At 53.5% G+C, this 16,555-nt stretch carries 11 protein-coding genes; all 11 read right to left on the bottom strand.

Annotated features, from left to right (window positions below; all coding sequences use genetic code 11):
• Positions 1-205 precede the first annotated feature (205 nt).
• Complete coding sequence (nifJ, locus tag TRESADRAFT_RS14680) at positions 206-3,751, bottom strand: pyruvate:ferredoxin (flavodoxin) oxidoreductase (RefSeq protein ID WP_002706766.1); 3,546 nt, start codon at positions 3,749-3,751, stop codon at positions 206-208.
• Positions 3,752-3,895: 144 nt separating this feature from the next.
• Positions 3,896-4,813: a leucine-rich repeat domain-containing protein gene (locus TRESADRAFT_RS14675; protein WP_002706764.1), complete on the bottom strand. Its 918-nt coding sequence runs from the start codon at positions 4,811-4,813 to the stop codon at positions 3,896-3,898.
• Positions 4,814-4,816: 3 nt separating this feature from the next.
• The gene (locus TRESADRAFT_RS14670) at positions 4,817-5,170 is read right to left on the bottom strand and encodes a DUF3307 domain-containing protein (RefSeq protein ID WP_159100072.1); all 354 of its coding nucleotides are present in this window, start codon (positions 5,168-5,170) and stop codon (positions 4,817-4,819) included.
• 167 nt (positions 5,171-5,337) lie between these two features.
• Positions 5,338-5,664: a hypothetical protein gene (locus tag TRESADRAFT_RS14665; protein WP_002706762.1), complete on the bottom strand. Its 327-nt coding sequence runs from the start codon at positions 5,662-5,664 to the stop codon at positions 5,338-5,340.
• 180 nt (positions 5,665-5,844) lie between these two features.
• Positions 5,845-6,852 (bottom strand): hypothetical protein, encoded by a 1,008-nt coding sequence (locus tag TRESADRAFT_RS14660; protein WP_002706761.1) that lies wholly within the window; start codon positions 6,850-6,852, stop codon positions 5,845-5,847.
• A 33-nt stretch (positions 6,853-6,885) separates the two neighbouring features.
• Positions 6,886-8,409 (bottom strand): transglutaminase domain-containing protein, encoded by a 1,524-nt coding sequence (locus TRESADRAFT_RS14655; protein ID WP_002706759.1) that lies wholly within the window; start codon positions 8,407-8,409, stop codon positions 6,886-6,888.
• A 15-nt stretch (positions 8,410-8,424) separates the two neighbouring features.
• On the bottom strand, positions 8,425-10,389 hold the full coding sequence (locus tag TRESADRAFT_RS14650) for an ankyrin repeat domain-containing protein (RefSeq protein WP_002706757.1): 1,965 nt from the start codon (positions 10,387-10,389) through the stop codon (positions 8,425-8,427).
• Between the two features lie 13 nt (positions 10,390-10,402).
• Positions 10,403-11,176, bottom strand: a complete 774-nt coding sequence (locus TRESADRAFT_RS14645) for a fibronectin type III domain-containing protein (protein WP_002706755.1) — start codon at positions 11,174-11,176, stop codon at positions 10,403-10,405.
• A gap of 10 nt (positions 11,177-11,186) precedes the next feature.
• Complete coding sequence (locus TRESADRAFT_RS14640) at positions 11,187-12,401, bottom strand: CsgG/HfaB family protein (RefSeq protein ID WP_002706753.1); 1,215 nt, start codon at positions 12,399-12,401, stop codon at positions 11,187-11,189.
• A gap of 42 nt (positions 12,402-12,443) precedes the next feature.
• The gene (locus tag TRESADRAFT_RS14635; RefSeq protein ID WP_002706752.1) at positions 12,444-14,693 is read right to left on the bottom strand and encodes a fibronectin type III domain-containing protein; all 2,250 of its coding nucleotides are present in this window, start codon (positions 14,691-14,693) and stop codon (positions 12,444-12,446) included.
• Between the two features lie 297 nt (positions 14,694-14,990).
• A complete protein-coding gene (gene uxaC / locus TRESADRAFT_RS14630; protein WP_002706751.1) occupies positions 14,991-16,400 on the bottom strand; it encodes a glucuronate isomerase in 1,410 nt (469 codons plus the stop codon).
• Positions 16,401-16,555 lie beyond the last annotated feature (155 nt).

The raw sequence follows: 16,555 nt of genomic DNA, 5'->3' as shown, positions 1-16,555 counted from the left end.
AAATACCCCAACAGATTCTTTTCTGTCAGGGTATTTTATTCAAAAAAGCCTAAGACTTTACAAAAAACGCCGTTCTTTCAACAATCTCTCGTCGAAAGAACGGCGTTCATTTTTCAGTCAATCGCCCCTCGCAAGGAAATCTCCTCGCAAGGGGCGTTCACATCAGCTATGATTTTGCGTTAGCAAAATCGAATCCGTGTGACAATTATTTGTAAAGCTCAACCAGTTTCTGCAGGTGCTCGAACTTGGCTTTCGCGGCCTGCTCGTTCCTGTCGAAGAGGACTTTCGCCCTTTCCGGGAACTTGCGGGTGAGCGCGCTGTAGCGTGTCTCGTTGTTGAGGAACGCCTGGTAGCTTCCGTCACCCTCTTTTGACGTGAGCGTGAACGGATTCTTGCCTTCCGCCTTGAGAGCCGGGTTGAAGCTGAAGAGGTTCCAGTAACCGGCCTTCACGGCAGCCTTCATCTCGTCCTGGCAGTGGTTCATTCCGCCCTTCACGCCGTGGAGCTCGCACGGAGCGTATCCGATGATGAGCGACGGACCGTTGTATGCCTCAGCCTCCTGAATTGCCTTGAGCGCCTGTGCGGGGTTCGCGCCGAGCGCAATCTGCGCGACGTAAACGTAGCCGTAGCTCATAGCGATTTCAGCAAGCGATTTCTTGCCCATCTCCTTTCCTGCAGCCGCGAACTGGCAGACCTCGCCGATGTTCGAAGCCTTTGAAGCCTGTCCGCCCGTGTTCGAGTACATCTCCGTATCGAATACCATGACGTTGATGTTCTCGCCGGAAGCCAAGACGTGGTCCAAGCCGCCGAAACCGATATCATAAGCCCAGCCGTCGCCGCCCATAATCCAGACGGATTTTTTGGGAAGGTACGCTTTCTTCTCAAGAATCGGCTTCACGCAGTCGCACTGCACTTTCTCAAGCTCGGCGATAAGCGCGTCGCTTGCGGGGCTGTTCGCGAGGGTGTTGTCCTTCGTCTCGATGAATTTGTCGAACGCAGCCTTGAGCTCGGCAGAAGCCTTGTCGCTCTCCGCGATTTCCTTAATCTGCTCGATGAGGTTGTCGCGGATGTATTTCTGGCCGGCGTACATACCGAGACCGTGCTCCGCGTTGTCCTCGAAGAGGGAGTTCGCCCACGCCGGGCCTTTCTTCGAGTCCTTGTTGATTGTGTAAGGAGCCGTCGCAGCAGGTCCGCCCCAGATTGAAGAACAACCCGTAGCGTTCGAGATGTACATGTGCTCGCCGAAAAGCTGAGTGATGAGACGCGCGTATGAAGTTTCCGCACAGCCAGCGCAAGAGCCAGAGAACTCAAGAAGCGGCTGGTTGTACTGAGACGTCATCGGTGAAAGCGGCATCGTGTCCACTTCCGGCTTCTTCGACACGTTCGCGACGAGGTAATCCCACTGTCCCTGGTTCTGGACAAGAGATTCCTGCGGAACCATCGTGAGCGACTTCGTCGGACAAACAGTCGTACACTCGCCGCATCCCATACAATCAAGCGGAGAAACGGAAAGCGTATACTTGTACTGAGACAGTTTCGGGTTCTTCACCGCGAGCGTCTTCGCGCCGAGTCCCTCGACTTTCGATGCCTCGTCAGCAGTAAGAAGGTACGGGCGGATTGTCGCGTGAGAGCAGACGAACGCGCACGAGTTGCACTGCACGCACGTCTCTGAATTCCAAGCCGGAATCATAACGGCTGTTCCGCGCTTCTCGTAAGCGGAAGCTCCGAGCTGGAACTGACCGTCCGCGATGTCCTTGAACGCCGAGACCGGGAGGTTGTCGCCGTCCATGAGCGCAATCGGGTTCATGAGCTTCTCGACCATCTCGACGGTCTTCTTCTCGCCCTTGAGCGCGGGTTTCGCCGCATCGGCAGCAGGGTTCTTCCAAGAATCGGGAATCTTAACCTCGTGCAAAGCGCCCGCGCCCTGGTCAATCGCCTGGCAGTTCATGTCGACGATGTCCTGTCCTTTCTTCGAGAACTTCGCGACGACCTTCTCCTTCATGTACTTGATTGCTTCTTCTGCGGGGAGAACGCCCGCGAGCTTGAAGAATGCAGACTGAAGAACAGTCGAAGTGCGTTTTCCGAGGCCGATTTTCGTCGCGATGTCAACCGCGTCGACGGTGTACACCTTGATGTTGTGGTCGGCGATGTATTTCTTCGATTCCGCCGGAAGATGCTTGTCGAGCTCCTCGTCGCTCCACTGGCAGTTGATGAGGAACGTTCCGCCGTCCTTCACGTCCTGAACCATCTTGTAGCCCTTGATGATGTAGGACTGGTTGTGGCAGGCGACCAAGTCGGCCTGGTTGATGTAGTACGGAGAGCGAATCGGTTTGTCGCCGAAGCGCAGGTGCGAAATCGTGATTCCGCCCGTCTTCTTCGAGTCGTACTGGAAGTACGCCTGGATGTATTTGTCGGTATGGTCGCCGATGATTTTTGTCGAATCCTTGTTCGCGCCGACAGTACCGTCGCCGCCGATTCCCCAGAATTTGCACTCGACCGTTCCCTCAGCAGAGGTAATCGGAGCCGGCTTGACTTCGGGAAGAGAGAGATTCGTAACGTCGTCCGTGATTCCGAGCGTGAAGCGCGCCTTCGGCGCATCCTTCGCAAGTTCCGTGTAGACAGCGAAAACGCTTGACGGCGGCGTGTCCTTCGAGCCGAGACCATAGCGTCCGCCGGAAAGAACGACGTCGTTCAGCCCAGCCTCGCGCAACGTCGTCGCGACATCGAGGAAGAGCGGCTCGCCGAGAGAACCCGGCTCCTTCGTCCTGTCGAGGACAGCGACTTTCTTCGCGGTCTTCGGAAGTTTCTCGAGGAATTTTGCGGAAACCCACGGCCTGTAAAGGTGAACCTTGATGAGACCGACTTTCTCGCCCTTCTTCGTGAGGTAGTCGATGACTTCCTCCGCGACATCGCAGATTGAGCCCATCGCGACGATAACGCGGTCGGCATCGGCGGCACCGTAATAATCGAAAAGGCCGTAGTTCGTGCCGAGCTTCTCGTTGATTTTGTTGATGTACTTCTCGACGACGGCGGGAAGCGCATCGTACGTAGAGTTGCATGCCTCGCGGTGCTGGAAGAAAACGTCACCGTTCTCGTGCGAGCCGCGCATTGCCGGATGCTCCGGGTTGAGCGCATGGTCGCGGAATGCCTTGACGGCATCCATGTTCACCATATCCTTGAGGTCGGCGTAATCCCACGCCTCGATTTTCTGGATTTCGTGTGAAGTGCGGAATCCGTCGAAGAAGTTTATGAAGGCGACTTTTCCCTCAAGCGCGGCAAGGTGCGCAACGGGAGCCAAATCCATGACTTCCTGCGGGTTGCTTTCCGCGAGCATGGCGCATCCTGTCTGACGGCAGGCATAGACATCCGAATGGTCGCCGAAAATGTTGAGCGACTGTGTCGCGACGCAGCGCGCCGCAACGTGGAACACGCACGGAAGCTGCTCGGCAGCAATCTTGTACATGTTCGGAATCATCAGAAGAAGACCCTGCGACGCGGTGAACGTTGTCGTCAGCGCGCCCGATGCCAAAGAACCGTGCACAGTTCCGGCAGCACCGGCCTCGGATTCCATTTCGATGACTTTCACTTTCTCACCGAAAATGTTCTTCTGACCGCTAGCAGACCAGTTGTCAACCCAGTCAGCCATTGGTGACGACGGAGTGATTGGATAGATTCCAGCAACCTCGGTAAACGCGTACGCGACGTGGGCCGCGGCCTGGTTTCCGTCCATTGACTGTTTCTTTCTGGACATATTAGTCCTCCTAAAAAAAATATAGATAGATAGAATGAGAAATGCGATTTTAGAGGGCAGAAAAGTTAATTCTGAAAACGTGCGCCCATTCTATTCGACAACGCTCCGATTAGCAACAAACAAAAAAATACGGAATTTTGCTTATTACGACATACGCGAACCGAAAACAACCTCCACGTCAGATTCAAACGCATCGTCAGCTACTGTAGAACCGGAGGGAACTACAACTTTGCGCAGCTTGAAGCATCCGGCAAACGCCATGCTCCCGATTTCGACAGGCTCGACGTCGCCGTCTCCGCCGCAGAAGACGACTTCCTCAAGATTGTCGCAGTTTATGAACGCCCCGGAATCGAGCACCTCGACGCTCGGGGGAAGCTCGACGCGGCACAAATTCTTGCAGAACATGAACGCGCCGCGCCCTATATACGAGACGCCGTTCGGAATCTCGATTTTGCTGAACGTCCCGAATGAATACGAATTCCACGCAAGCCCCTCCGCCTCTGCCGGAATCGACGCTAGCGCAAGATGGTTCTCCTCGCCGATGTCGCTCGTCGGGCAAAGCACGAAATTCGTGGCGGTGTTCAGGACGACGCCGTTCTTCTCCACAAAAACAGGATTCTTCCTCAAGATTGAGAGCGTGTCCGCAAAGGAGTCGAACGCAAGTTCAAGGAGCGACGGGGGAAGCGAGACGGTATCCGCGTTGAGCTTCACGCAGCTGTCGAACGCCTGCGTCGCGATAATCTCAAGCCCGTCGGGAAAATTGACCGACTCAAGGTTCACGCAGTCGTTGAACGCGCCGTTGTTTATCTCGCGGATTGACGGAGGAAGGACGACCGAGCGCAGGTTCTTGCATCCGGAAACGGCATACGAGGGAATGTACTCGAAACCGTCGGGAAAAACGATTTCCTCCACCTCGCTATTGTCGATGAAGCCGTCTCCCTCGTCCTCCATCGCGACGATTCCGTCGGGAACGACGACTTTTTTGTCATGACCGAGGTACGCCGAAAGAATTTTCCTTCCGTCCTCGTCCTCGTATATCTCGAAATCTTCGCTTTTGTTCATGCATTACCTCAACAGCAAAAAAACAGTAAACGTGAATATGATTTGGATTATGTGGCAGAGCTGGTCGGCGACAAGATTTATCTTCTGGCTGTTCGCCTTCAGATGGTCGATTATGCAGTGGATTACGACGTTTATGACGAACACGAAAAGGAACCAGAGCGGAATCGCGAAGCGGTACCAGACCATGATAGGAAACATTATGCAGAACGACCAGCTTATGCAGTGCATGACGAGCGATATAATCCAATCGTATTTGTACAGTTCCTCGGGTGAGTTCTCGACCCACCAGGATTTTTGCTTGAAGCTCGCAAGAATTCCCTGCATTTTGAAGTCATCAACAATATGAAGGAAAAGCATACACAAAAAAATCGAAGCGTCTTTCATTTGAAGTCCTATCAAAAGAATCCGGAATCCCTTCATCCGGGCACGAACCTAAAAAAATGCCTTTTTGCGGGGCACCCCCCAAAGCGGCGGAACATGTCCGAAAAACGAGGGCGTTCAGGACAGGTCTTATTCTATCACAATCACTTTGAAACGTGAAATTTTTTATCTAGCGACGTGTATTTTCCGCCGTCATACCGGTAATTCAAATCGCGGCTGCGGATTTCGCATCCGCACACCTCGTAATCGCAGATGAAATCGTCGAGCGCCGCCTGCATCTGCTCCTCCGCGTACGGCTCGTCGAAAACCGTCGTATTTTTCGCGAGCATGTTCATGTCGAGGATTCCGGTGCCCGAATCATACGTCATCTCGATTCTGTAGATTTCATCGACTTCGATTTTCTTGGTGAACACTTCTCCGGAACAAAATGCGCAGACGAGAAGCGCCGGAAGAAGGACGATTTTTTTCATGTGGGAACTCCGTAAAAACATATCCCCAAAAACACCGCCGCGCCGAAAAACGCCGGATTTTTCGGGAACAAAATCAGAACCCTGCACGACATGGCGGGATTCCGTTGTCTTTCGACGCCCTTCTATTATAACGCCCCCGCCGCAGATTTTATCCGTTTCGATTTTCGGCCGCCGATTTTTCTACTCCGAAAGGAAATTTTCCTCCACATCCTGCTTTATCTTCACGAACGCGCGCGTGTACGCCATGTCGAGCGTTTTTGCCCCGACGCGCGGGAACTGCTTCGAGTACGAATAGACGCCCGCGCCCGATTTGTTCCGTATCGAAATGTCGAGCGACGGACGGACGAACGGCCCGATTTCAAAATTTTCCTCAGACGCGCTGACCTCGACGACGATATCGTACAGCGCGGAACCGGAAGCCGAGGAGACGTATCCTTTTTTTGCGGCAACTGAGGAGACGACCGTCGAAATGCGCGGGAATTTTTCCGCGCCATCGCCCGATACGGAAACGGAAAACGACACGTTCTTTTTCATCGCGCTGCATTCTGTGGGAAGGCTTGAAAGGATTCCGAGCGACTCGGCATACGTTTTCGTGTCGGCGGGAATGATTGTCGTCTCGGCATGGATGTATCGCTCCGCGGCAGGCGCAAGGACGACCGCCTTCGACAGCGCGCGCTCCGCGACGAACGGTTCCCCGCACGAAAAAGCCTCGGCGCGGTAAGATGCGACTGCCCCCATCAGCGCGGAAATCCTCGATTTGTAGAGCAGAGCCGCGTCATTCCTGTTGAGATACGCGAGGACGAAATGCTTTTTTTTCTTCTTGTCGAAATAGCTGTCGGTGAACTGCGCCCCGAAAAATTCCGCGCACGACGAAATCTCCGCGACCTGCGCAATCGACTGGCTGTTTCTCTTCTCAATCCCGCCGTTTCCCGACACGAGCTGGATTCCCTTCACAGCCTCCGTCACGACTTCCGTTTTCGTGTCGAAGAAAAGCGATATTTCCGCGATTGCAGCCGACTGAGCCGCCTTCGCCGAATCGCCCTCGCCGAGCGCGCGTATAAAAACCGACGACGGGAATTCCTTCTCCGGCTTTTTCACCCACGAAGGAACGTCCGCGGAAAAACACGGAAAACGCAGAAGAATAAACGCGGCGAGAAATAAAATCCTGGTTGTTTTTGTGCTCCTCATTTTTCCTCCATGAAAGCAGCCCACGGCGGATTTTCAGTAAACGGAATAGCTGATTATCGCCTCGAACTGCTTGCCGTCCTTCGACGCGTACACCTCAAGGTTGTCGGGGCAGTCCTGCGGAATGTCGAAGTCGAGCGTAAACGCGCCCGTCTTCGGGTTCTTACCGAAAAAGACGAAATCGTTCCCGCCGAGCACGAACGCGATTTTCGTGAACGATTTTGACTCAACGGAAAACGACTGCCTCGTCCCGCGCTTCACTTTTCCGGCAAGCGGAGAAACGCGGAACAGCGACGTCCTGTCATAGCCGCGGAACATCTGCGGAAAGCGGGGAGCATCCCCGTAGCCGCCGTACGTTTCGTCCGCGCGGACGGACAGCGTGGCGACGTTCTCGTAATTCGACGTGTTCCGCTCGAGCGCCTTGAGGATTTTCGTCACCGCGTTTATGCGGACGGTGTCGAGCGGATCGTCGGCGTAATAATACCTGCCGTTATCCTCCACGAGAACATACGACGACTCGAATTTTTCAAGCTCCGCGGCAGTGATTTTCTTTTTCGAAAGAAGCGCGCGCGCCGCCGGAAGAACGCCCGACTCGAATTCCGCACGCGAAAAATACGGCGGGTTCATCGGCTTTCCGTCGCTCCGAGCCGCAAGCGCTATCCTGTACTCGCCACCGTCGGGGACATCGACGAACAGCCGCTTCCCGCCGCCGATATTCTCGTACCACACCGAATCATCAACGATGCCGCCATCTTTTTTCCTGAGCTTGCACATCGTCATGACGCCGCCTTTCGAATTCAACAAGTCGAACGAGAAAATTCCGCCGATTTTGTTCGTGTATTTCGGCTCCTCCTTCCCGAATTTCAGCCCGTACTCAAAAAACAGCCCCGGAAGATACGGCTCCTCCACGAATTTCTCGCCCGTGCGTATTTCTTTTTCGCCGAGAAGCTGCCAGCGGCTTTCCTCGGGAAGGTGCGAGTAGATGAACTGCGCGGGCGAAAGGGAAAGCCACTGCGTCGTGTACCGCTTTATAAACGTGCGCCCCTCCACATATCCGGCATCCCACGTTATGTCGATAAGCTGCCATTTGTTCCCCATTTTGACGGCATTCCACGCGTGGTCGCTTTCATCCCTCAAATATCCGGGATAGAACGCGCCTTTTGACCATCCGGGAATTATCTTCTGCTCAATTTTCGCGTAATAGCACATCGCCGCAAAAAGATTCGCGTACCCGACACAGACAGCGCGCCTTTTTTTGAGGACGGTTTCGTAATCCTGGCTGCCCGCGCCTTCCTCCGTAAAGACATCGGTATCGTAGGCGATGTTGTCGCAAATCCAGTCGTGCATGACCTTCGTTTTTGACGAGACATCGGCGCTTCCGGAAACGAGGAACGCGACAAGCTCGGGCAGCGTTTCTTCCGGCGTCACGAAAATCCGCTCGGCAATGTTTTTGGGGACGAGCCTGACGCGGGAATTCATCGCCGCAGAGAACAATCCGTGCGGAACCGAAAAAAAGAGGAGCGCAGAAATCGCAACGACAAAATTCTTCTTCAAAAACATACGGCAGCCTCCCTTCTAGTAGCGGTTTGCCTCGCGCTCGTAGATTTTTATGTTCCCCGAAAGCGTGGAGTTCTCGGAGCTGAGACGGTTTATCGTCGAATTGTTGGAGCTTATGATATTTTCCTGCTCCTTTATCTTTTTCACGACGCTGTTGTACGCGTTCAGAAGCGCGATAAGCGCAATCGACTTTCCAAGATACTCGCCGCTCATGCGGATGTACTCGGAATTCTTCGAGTTGTACGTGTTCCGCTCGCTGTTGTATGCGGAGCGCGCAGTGCTCAGGCCGCTCGCGCATGTGTTCCGTACTGTCGACGACGTCGCAGCGTTGTATTCGTTCGTCCAGTACGTGACCCGCGAATCCCAATAATCCATCTGGCTTTTTGCGTGGCGGACTTCACTCTCAATTCTGTCGACGCGGCTTTTCAGCCTGTCGCATTCTTCCTTTGCCTCCTCGTACCGCGCGTCGGCGGCGTCGCGCTCGATGCGGAGCGACGCGATTTTTCCCTGCGCAATCGAATTCGAGCTTTGCAAAGATGAAATCGTGCTGTTGTTCGCCGCGATTTTGTTGTTCGCCGCCGTAATCTGGTTCTGGTAATACGTTTTCCGGTACGCGGCGAGCGTGCGCCCGCTGCTGTCGGAGGCGTACACGTTGGCGCCTCGGTTTATGAGATGGTTTCCGAGGTCAGGGTTTCCGCGCTGGAACGCAAGCATCGCAGCGGTCGTTCCCGACGAGCCCGCGTAATCGACGTCGATTCGCTTCGAGTCGAGGAGCATGTCGAGCATCTGCTTGTCGCCAAGCTCGACGCAGGTATGGAGGAGCGTCGAGCCGTTTTTGCTCCGCACGCCAAGATTCGCGTCAGCCGCGATAAGGTCGGAAAGGACGGCGTAATTCTTTTTCTGCACGGCATACTGGACGGGAAAATTCCCCGTGGAATCAGCAATGTCGATTCCGCCCTGCCACACTATGAAGAATTTGGCGAGGCTGTCGTTCCCGTCGAGGATGCTCCGAACAAGCGCGGTCTCGCCGGAACTGCTTTTCCGTGCGGTGTTCGCGCCGTTTTCCGCGAGCACCTTGAGGCACCTCGTGTCGCTTCCGTCCGATTTCCGGAACGCGAACCAAAGCGGGAACATGTCCGTCGTCGTCTCGCGCTCGATGTCAGCCTTGTGGTACAAAAGGCTTTCGACAATCTCCGGTTTGTTCTGCTCGATTGCGAGGAGCAGCGGCGTTTTGTTTTCCGTGCTCACTATATCGACGACGCCGTTGTGGCCGCTCACGAAATCGAGCGTGACGACGCTCCCGGATTCGACGGCGGCAAAATAGATGTTCTGGTTCTTTATGTCGGCAGTATCGGTGTCCGCGCCCTTCCCTATCAATATTTCCGCCGCCGTCGTGTTGGCGTTCTTGATTGCGTAATAAAGCGGTGTCTCGCCGCGAGAATTCTTGTGCTCGAGCGGAATGTTCTTCTGGAGGAGATACTCGACGATTGCCGACGTATTCTTCGAGAACGCGACGTAATGGAGCGCGTTGTTCCCGTCCTTGTCGAGCGAATCCAATTTCGCGCCGTTTTTTATGAGCGTGTCGATTATCGTGGGATTTCCCGTGCGTACCGCGATGAACACAGGATTCTCGATGCCGGAATTCGAAATCGGCGCGCCGTGCTCCATCAGCGCGATTATGACATCGGAATTCTCCGTCTTGATAGATTCGGAAAGCGCGTTTTCCTTGCGGTTGTTCGCGTAATCGAGCTTGAAGACATCGTTCTCGATGAGGAACAGCGCCTCGTCAGTCCTTCTGTTCTTGATGAGATAGATGAGCGCGTTCGACTTGTCCTTGTCCTTCCACAGCCTGAACGAAATGCTGTCGTAAACGCCCGCGATGTCGTCGTAATCCGCGTTGTCGAGGAATTTCTGCGACATGCACGACACGAGCGACGAGCAGCAAAGCAACGCACATGCAAGTATCGAAATGAATTTTCTCATAATCCGCCCCCGCTCACTCCACAATGACCATGTACCATCCGGCTGTGCTCGCGCTGACTTCCAGGCAGTAGTAGCCGGTTATCTCCGACGTGAATTCGCTTCCCGAAGCCGCCTGTACTGTCGTCGAAACATACGGATAGGGAAAACCCGCCTTGTCCGCGCCCGCCGCAAAATACCGCACGCTCGTCGTTGCCGGAGTATAGACCTCATCGTCGTCCGTCTCGAAAACTTCCGGATTCCGCGTCTTGTCGTATATCGTCACGGTGTACTTCTCGCCGCCGACTACCGGGAAATAATAGAGGACGTGATAGTCCGCCTCGAGCTGGTACACATCGTAAAGCGACCCGTCCGTCTCATCATACACCAGCGGATACGCGTTACCGTACGCCTCGACATCGCTCCACGCGCCGTATTTCAGCTTTCTGGTTCCATAAACCGAAAACGATTTCTCGCCTTCCACGCCGCCGCAAACAGCGGAGACCTTGTAGAGCACGGTGTCTCCCGCATATGCCTTCGTGTCGCTGTATGTTGTCCCGGATACTTTTGACGATGGGGACGACTCGAACGAATATATGCTGTCGCCGCGGTACACATTGTAGTAGTCCGCCCCGGAAACGGCGTTCCATGAAACGGTTATCGCGGATTCGTTCGTCGTCGTCGCCTGCACGTTCGACGGCGCGGACGGCAGCTGAATCGAAATGTCGGAAATGTCGGACTCGTTCAAAGGTGCGCACGACCACAATGCGGCGGAAGCCAGCAGCGCAAAAACAACTATCGCTTTTCTCATCCTCTTCCTCCTACAGCATGTAGTAGATGCCCGCCATAAGCCCGACGCTTCCGCGTGCATTCAACTCCCTTTTCTCCGAGGGAAGCTCGACCGAATACGGAAAAAAATCCCCCTCGAATTTGAACGAAAAATCAAGCCCGAATTTTCTGCCGAGCGGAATCATATAATCCACCCCGAACACGAACCCCGGAATGACGGGGCTGTCCACATGAACGTCGATTTTCTCGCCGGTGCCGTTTCCGCGGTAGACGTAGGTGCAGGAAAGCGGAACGGAAAGATTCAGCCCCGCGATTGTCTTGAGCGACGTCCTGAACAATTTGAACTGGAACGAAAGGCACACCGGAACGTCGAGCGCGACAATCTTGACTTTCTCCGCGTAGAATCTGTTCCCGTCGCGCTCGATGATGATTTCCCCGCCGCCGTTGAAAAGTTCCGCGCCCGTCTCCACCCCGAAGCCGTGCCAAAGCCGGTAATTGAAAATCGCACGCCCCGTCAGCGAGACGTATTCCGACTCCTGAATGTGATACATCCCTGACGAAATGCTCGACTGCCCGCCCTTGTCGGAATACTTGTCGCGAAGTTCATCATAATACGAGCCGTTCAGCCGCGTGCCCACGGAAAGTCCGCCAGAAGCGGCAACGGTCATCGGATGCGCGGGCATTTTTCGGCTTGTCGCGGATTTCGCTTTTTTTGCAGACGTTCCCGCGCCCGCCGCAACCGCTTTTGAGAGCATGTTGCGCAAATCCTTGTCGCGCAGGCTCACCACGCCCTGAAAAGAGATGATTTTCTTCGTCTCGATGTTCGTCATCTTGAGGTTTATGACGTAGCCGCTCGCTTTCGGTTTTCCGTCGCCGTAAATCGAATACTGCGCGCCGAATTCCGCGCCGAGCTCCGCCCAGTCCTCGTCTCGGACGTTGCCCGCCTGCTGGTAGTTGCGCTCCTGCTCGATTATGTTGTCGTTCTCGCGCTCGACGACATCGATGTTGTCGCTGTCGGTAAGCTTGACGAGAAGCGTGCGCGAGACATAAGACGAAAGGTCGGCGCTGAAATTGTTGTTATCATCGCGCGTGTCGATTTTGTCTATCCTGACGTTCACCTTCTCGTCGCCGATTTTCGTGCTGAATTTTGCCGCGGCATCGGCAATCACCTCGTCGAGCGACTTCGACTTTGCAAACGCGCCCGCGCACAGAAAGACAAGGAGCGCGGCAAAAATAGGTTTTCTCATAAAGCAGATTCCTTTTGTTCCTCTTCTCATAACGCCCCCGCCCTAGTTGCTCTCAACGACCTGAATACCGAAATATCCGGAAGTCGACCTGCTGTATTTCTTGCATTCCACGACGATATACGCGTCGTACTCGCACGTAAAAGTATCTGATGCTCTTCTGTCAATGAAATTCGAGTTGCTGTTTCCCGCGTAGTAATAGGTGAATTCCATGTCAGCTTTTGAAGATGACGTAAATGTCGTATATACATCCATGTCCGCATAATAGATTGTGTATCGCTTGCCTTTCGTTGCCTTGAAGTAGAAGCATTTTGTTGTCGTCGTCGAAGATGCTATAAACGTTCTTGTGAAATTTGTCGTATTGAAGTAAGTTCGCGTAGAGACATAAGTCGCTCCGGACGGCAGCTGAGACATCTCTCCATACTGCAAACCGTAGGTGACATAGCCGTATCCTTCTGAATCGCTTCCCTGCACCCACGAGCCGTCATACGAATTATAGGCTTCAACGGTAAAGTAATAATAGATTGTACCATCAGTGCGGTTGTTTATTATCGAAGAAACATCGCAAGAATGCGTATTCTCGACGGGCGTCAAAGTCTGCTTTGTCGTAGTATCGACGGAACCGTTCGTGGCGGATGTGCAGTAGCTGACGCGGAATTTCGTCGCGCTTCCGCGCACATCCCACGTCACGGAATATCCTGTCGATGTCTCAACAACTGCAATGTTCGTCGGAACAGAAGCAGTCCTGCCGCTTCCGGCTGTCCATTCAGTTTTGTAATCGCCGTCAATCGCGCGAACCCAATAATAATAGACAGTATCGATATCGAGCCCCGTCAACGAAATTTGCGTGTCCGTCGTAAATCCTTTGTTGTCTGACGGAAGCGATTCCACATACGCGCTGTCGCCATCAGAACCGGAATACGCAACCTCATAAGACGAGGCACCCTTCACGGCATTCCAGCCGATATACGCGTAATCTGACGAGAACCATGTATGTTCGCTTGAAAATTCTGGTTTCGCGATAAGCGTCTTCGCCTCGACCCATGACGGAATCTCGCCTTCCTCGGCTTCGGTCATCGCGGAACTTTCATACCCGACAACCCTGACAAGATATGTCGTTCCGGCTTGCAATGAGGAGCGACCCATAGAAAGTGAATTTGTTGAATTTTCGGAGACGAGCGTCGCTCCCGTATCATCATAGACGCTGACTTTGTAGCAGTCAGCAGTTTTGTCGGAATTGGTCGCTATATCATGGTACGAAACTACATCCCACGAAACCGTGAGCGACGTTTCCGTCCGTTCCGTAATCCTGATGTTCTTGGGCGCGGGGATTTTTACGGTGTAGGCGGCGCCTTCCGTCGAGCATTTTTTGTTTCCGTCAACGCAGCTTTCGACCCAGAAATACCACGTTCCCTTTGTGAGATCCTGCGCCGTGAAGTTCGGATTTCCGCTCGCGGGATTGCCGATTTCCGACGAAAGAAGCGTTTTCTCGCCGTCGGTTCCGAGCGATTTGTAGACGTTGTATGTCACGCCGTCGATTTTGTCCCAGACGATTTTTGCCTCTCCGTACGTTCCTGTCGATTCGGCGCCGATGTTTCTCGGCGGGAAAAGGTTTATCTGGACTGTTTTTGGCTCGCTCCACTCGGTTTCATCGGACGCGGAGCCTTTTACGGCACGGACGCGGTAATCGATGCTCGGGGCGTACGCCGCCAATGTGACGGCCGCGGAATACGTCTCGCCAGCATCCACGTTCGCGCTCAGCGTCTGGTCGAATTCAGTCCATTCAGATATACCCCCCCCCGTATTTTTATACGACACGCGGTAGCCGGAAACGCCCTCGGCGGCAGTCCACTCAAGGCTCACGACACCGCTTTCGTTGCACGAAGCCGCGGAAATCGCAAGTTTGGGCGCGGAAGTGACGATTTGTCGGCATTCGGTAATCTCGCTTTCCTCGGAATCGTTGTACGCGATGAGCCAATAGCTGAACGACTGGATTTTTGCCGAATACCCGATGACGGTTCCGCTCGTTCCCGTTGCCGCGGGGATGATTTTCACCGCATCCGAGATTTTTCCGTTCACGGATTCCATGACGGAATATCCAGTCGCAGACGGAACTTCCTCCCAAGTGAAATTCGTCACGTTGTTCACGGGGTCGTAAACTGCGGTGAAATTCTTCGGAGTCGCAAGCGTCTTTGTTTTCGAAAGCTCGAAGTCGCCGTCAGCAGCGTCGTTCTTGCATCCCCATGCAAAAAAGAGCAGCGGAAAAACGCATAACAATGATTTCAGTCGTCTCATAGTATCTTCCTTAAAAATCTTCACGAAAAAGCCACGACTTCAGAGTGAATCAACAAAAAAAATGTTGCCATGCTGAACGGATTCCGCATCCCGTTTTTTAGGTTGCGGAACGAGTTTTTGATGACAACTTTTTAGTTAATTTACTTTAATGCAAAGCCCCTAATGCTTAAAAAGTATTTTAAGTTCAAAAGCCCATATTTTCAAACGAAAAAAAACAAATCTTGCCGTTCCGAAAAATCCGGCGCAACAAAAAAAACGCGGCATTTCTGCCGCGTCCTGCAAAGAAAAATCAAGCGTTTATGCGCCGAAGTAGTTCAAAGCGTTGCCGAACGAGATGTCCTTCACGATTTTCGTGAGCATCTTTTCGTCGTTCGGGTATTCGCCGTTCTCGACCCAAGTTCCGATGATGTTGCAGAGGATTCTCCTGAAGTACTCGTGCCTTGAGTATGAGAGGAACGAGCGGGAGTCCGTGAGCATTCCGACGAAGGCCGGAATCATGCCGAGGTTTCCGAGAACCTTTATCTGCTGCTCCATTCCGTCCTTGTGGTCGCAGAACCACCAGCCTGAGCCCATCTGGATTTTGCCCTTGATTCCGCCGCCCTGGAAGCAGCCCATGATTGTTCCGATTGAGTAGTAGTCTTTCGGGTTCAATGTGTAGAGAATCGTCTTCGGTGTGCCGCCGGCGGCCTCGATGAGCGAGAGGAGGCCCGCGAGGTTCTCAGCCATCGGCTTGTCGTGGCTTCCGTCGAATCCAGTGTCAGGACCGAGCTTCTTGAACATTGCCTTGTTGTTGTCGCGGATTGCGTTCATGTGCCACTGCTGCACGATTCCGCGCTCAGCGTATGCGCGTCCGAGAGCGACGAGAACCTTCGTCTTGTAGGCTTCGGCTTCGGCTTCTGAAATCACTTCGCCCTTCAATGCGCGCGCGACGACAGCGTCGATGTTCGCGTCTGTGTCGACCTTGCACGGCGGATACTCAAGCGCGTGGTCCGACGCTTTGCAGCCGTTCTCGATGAAGAAGTCGAGTCTCTTGATGAGGGCCTTGATGACGTCGTCGGATGTCTTGATGTCGATACCGCTGACTTCTGAGAGCTTCTTGATGTAGTCCTTGTATGTAGGGAGATTGATGTTGATTGCCTTGTCAGGTCTGTATGACGGGCGCACTTTCGTCTCGATTTTGCCGATTGGGGCTGTTCCAGCGGCGATTGCCTTGTGGTATTCGAGCGAGTCGATTGGGTCGTCAGTAGTTCCGACTGCGTAGACGTGAAAATTCTTGAAGATTCCCTTCACGCTCAAATCCTCTGTCTGGAGAATCGCGTTAGCCTTTTTCCAGATGCGTGGGGCAGACTCAACAGTGAGAGGCTCAGTGATTCCGAAGTATCTCTGGAGCTCAAGGTGCGTCCAGTGGTAGAGAGGATTTCCGATGAGGTGCTCGATTGTCTCCGCCCACTTGAGGAACTTCTCGTAGTCAGGTTTGTCGCCTGTGATGTAGTCCTCTGTGATTCCGTAGGTTCTCATCTGTCTCCACTTGTAGTGGTCGCCTCCGAGCCAGATTTCAGTGAGGTTCTTGAACTGCTTGTTGTTCGCAATCTGCTCCGGCGGAAGATGGCAGTGGTAGTCCCAAAGCGGCTCGTCTTTGCAAGCTGCGAACAGTTTCTGAGCTGTCGGTGTGTCGAGAAGGAAATTCTCGTCCATGAATTTTTTCATCTTATGCTCTCCATAAATCAACGGTATTTGCAAGCGCAGCAAAAACTGCGTAAGCGGTTCCATTCTAGCATTATTTGCATTTATAAAATAGAAAACAAACGACTGATTTTTGACCGCAACGTCATCGCTCCAGAAGGAACCGTAAATAAAAATCG

It is taken from the genome of Treponema saccharophilum DSM 2985 (genome assembly GCF_000255555.1).
In the GTDB taxonomy this organism is placed as follows: domain Bacteria; phylum Spirochaetota; class Spirochaetia; order Treponematales; family Treponemataceae; genus Treponema_D; species Treponema_D saccharophilum.
Note: the sequence above shows the minus strand (reverse complement) of the source record. Positions and strands in the feature narration are given on the sequence as shown.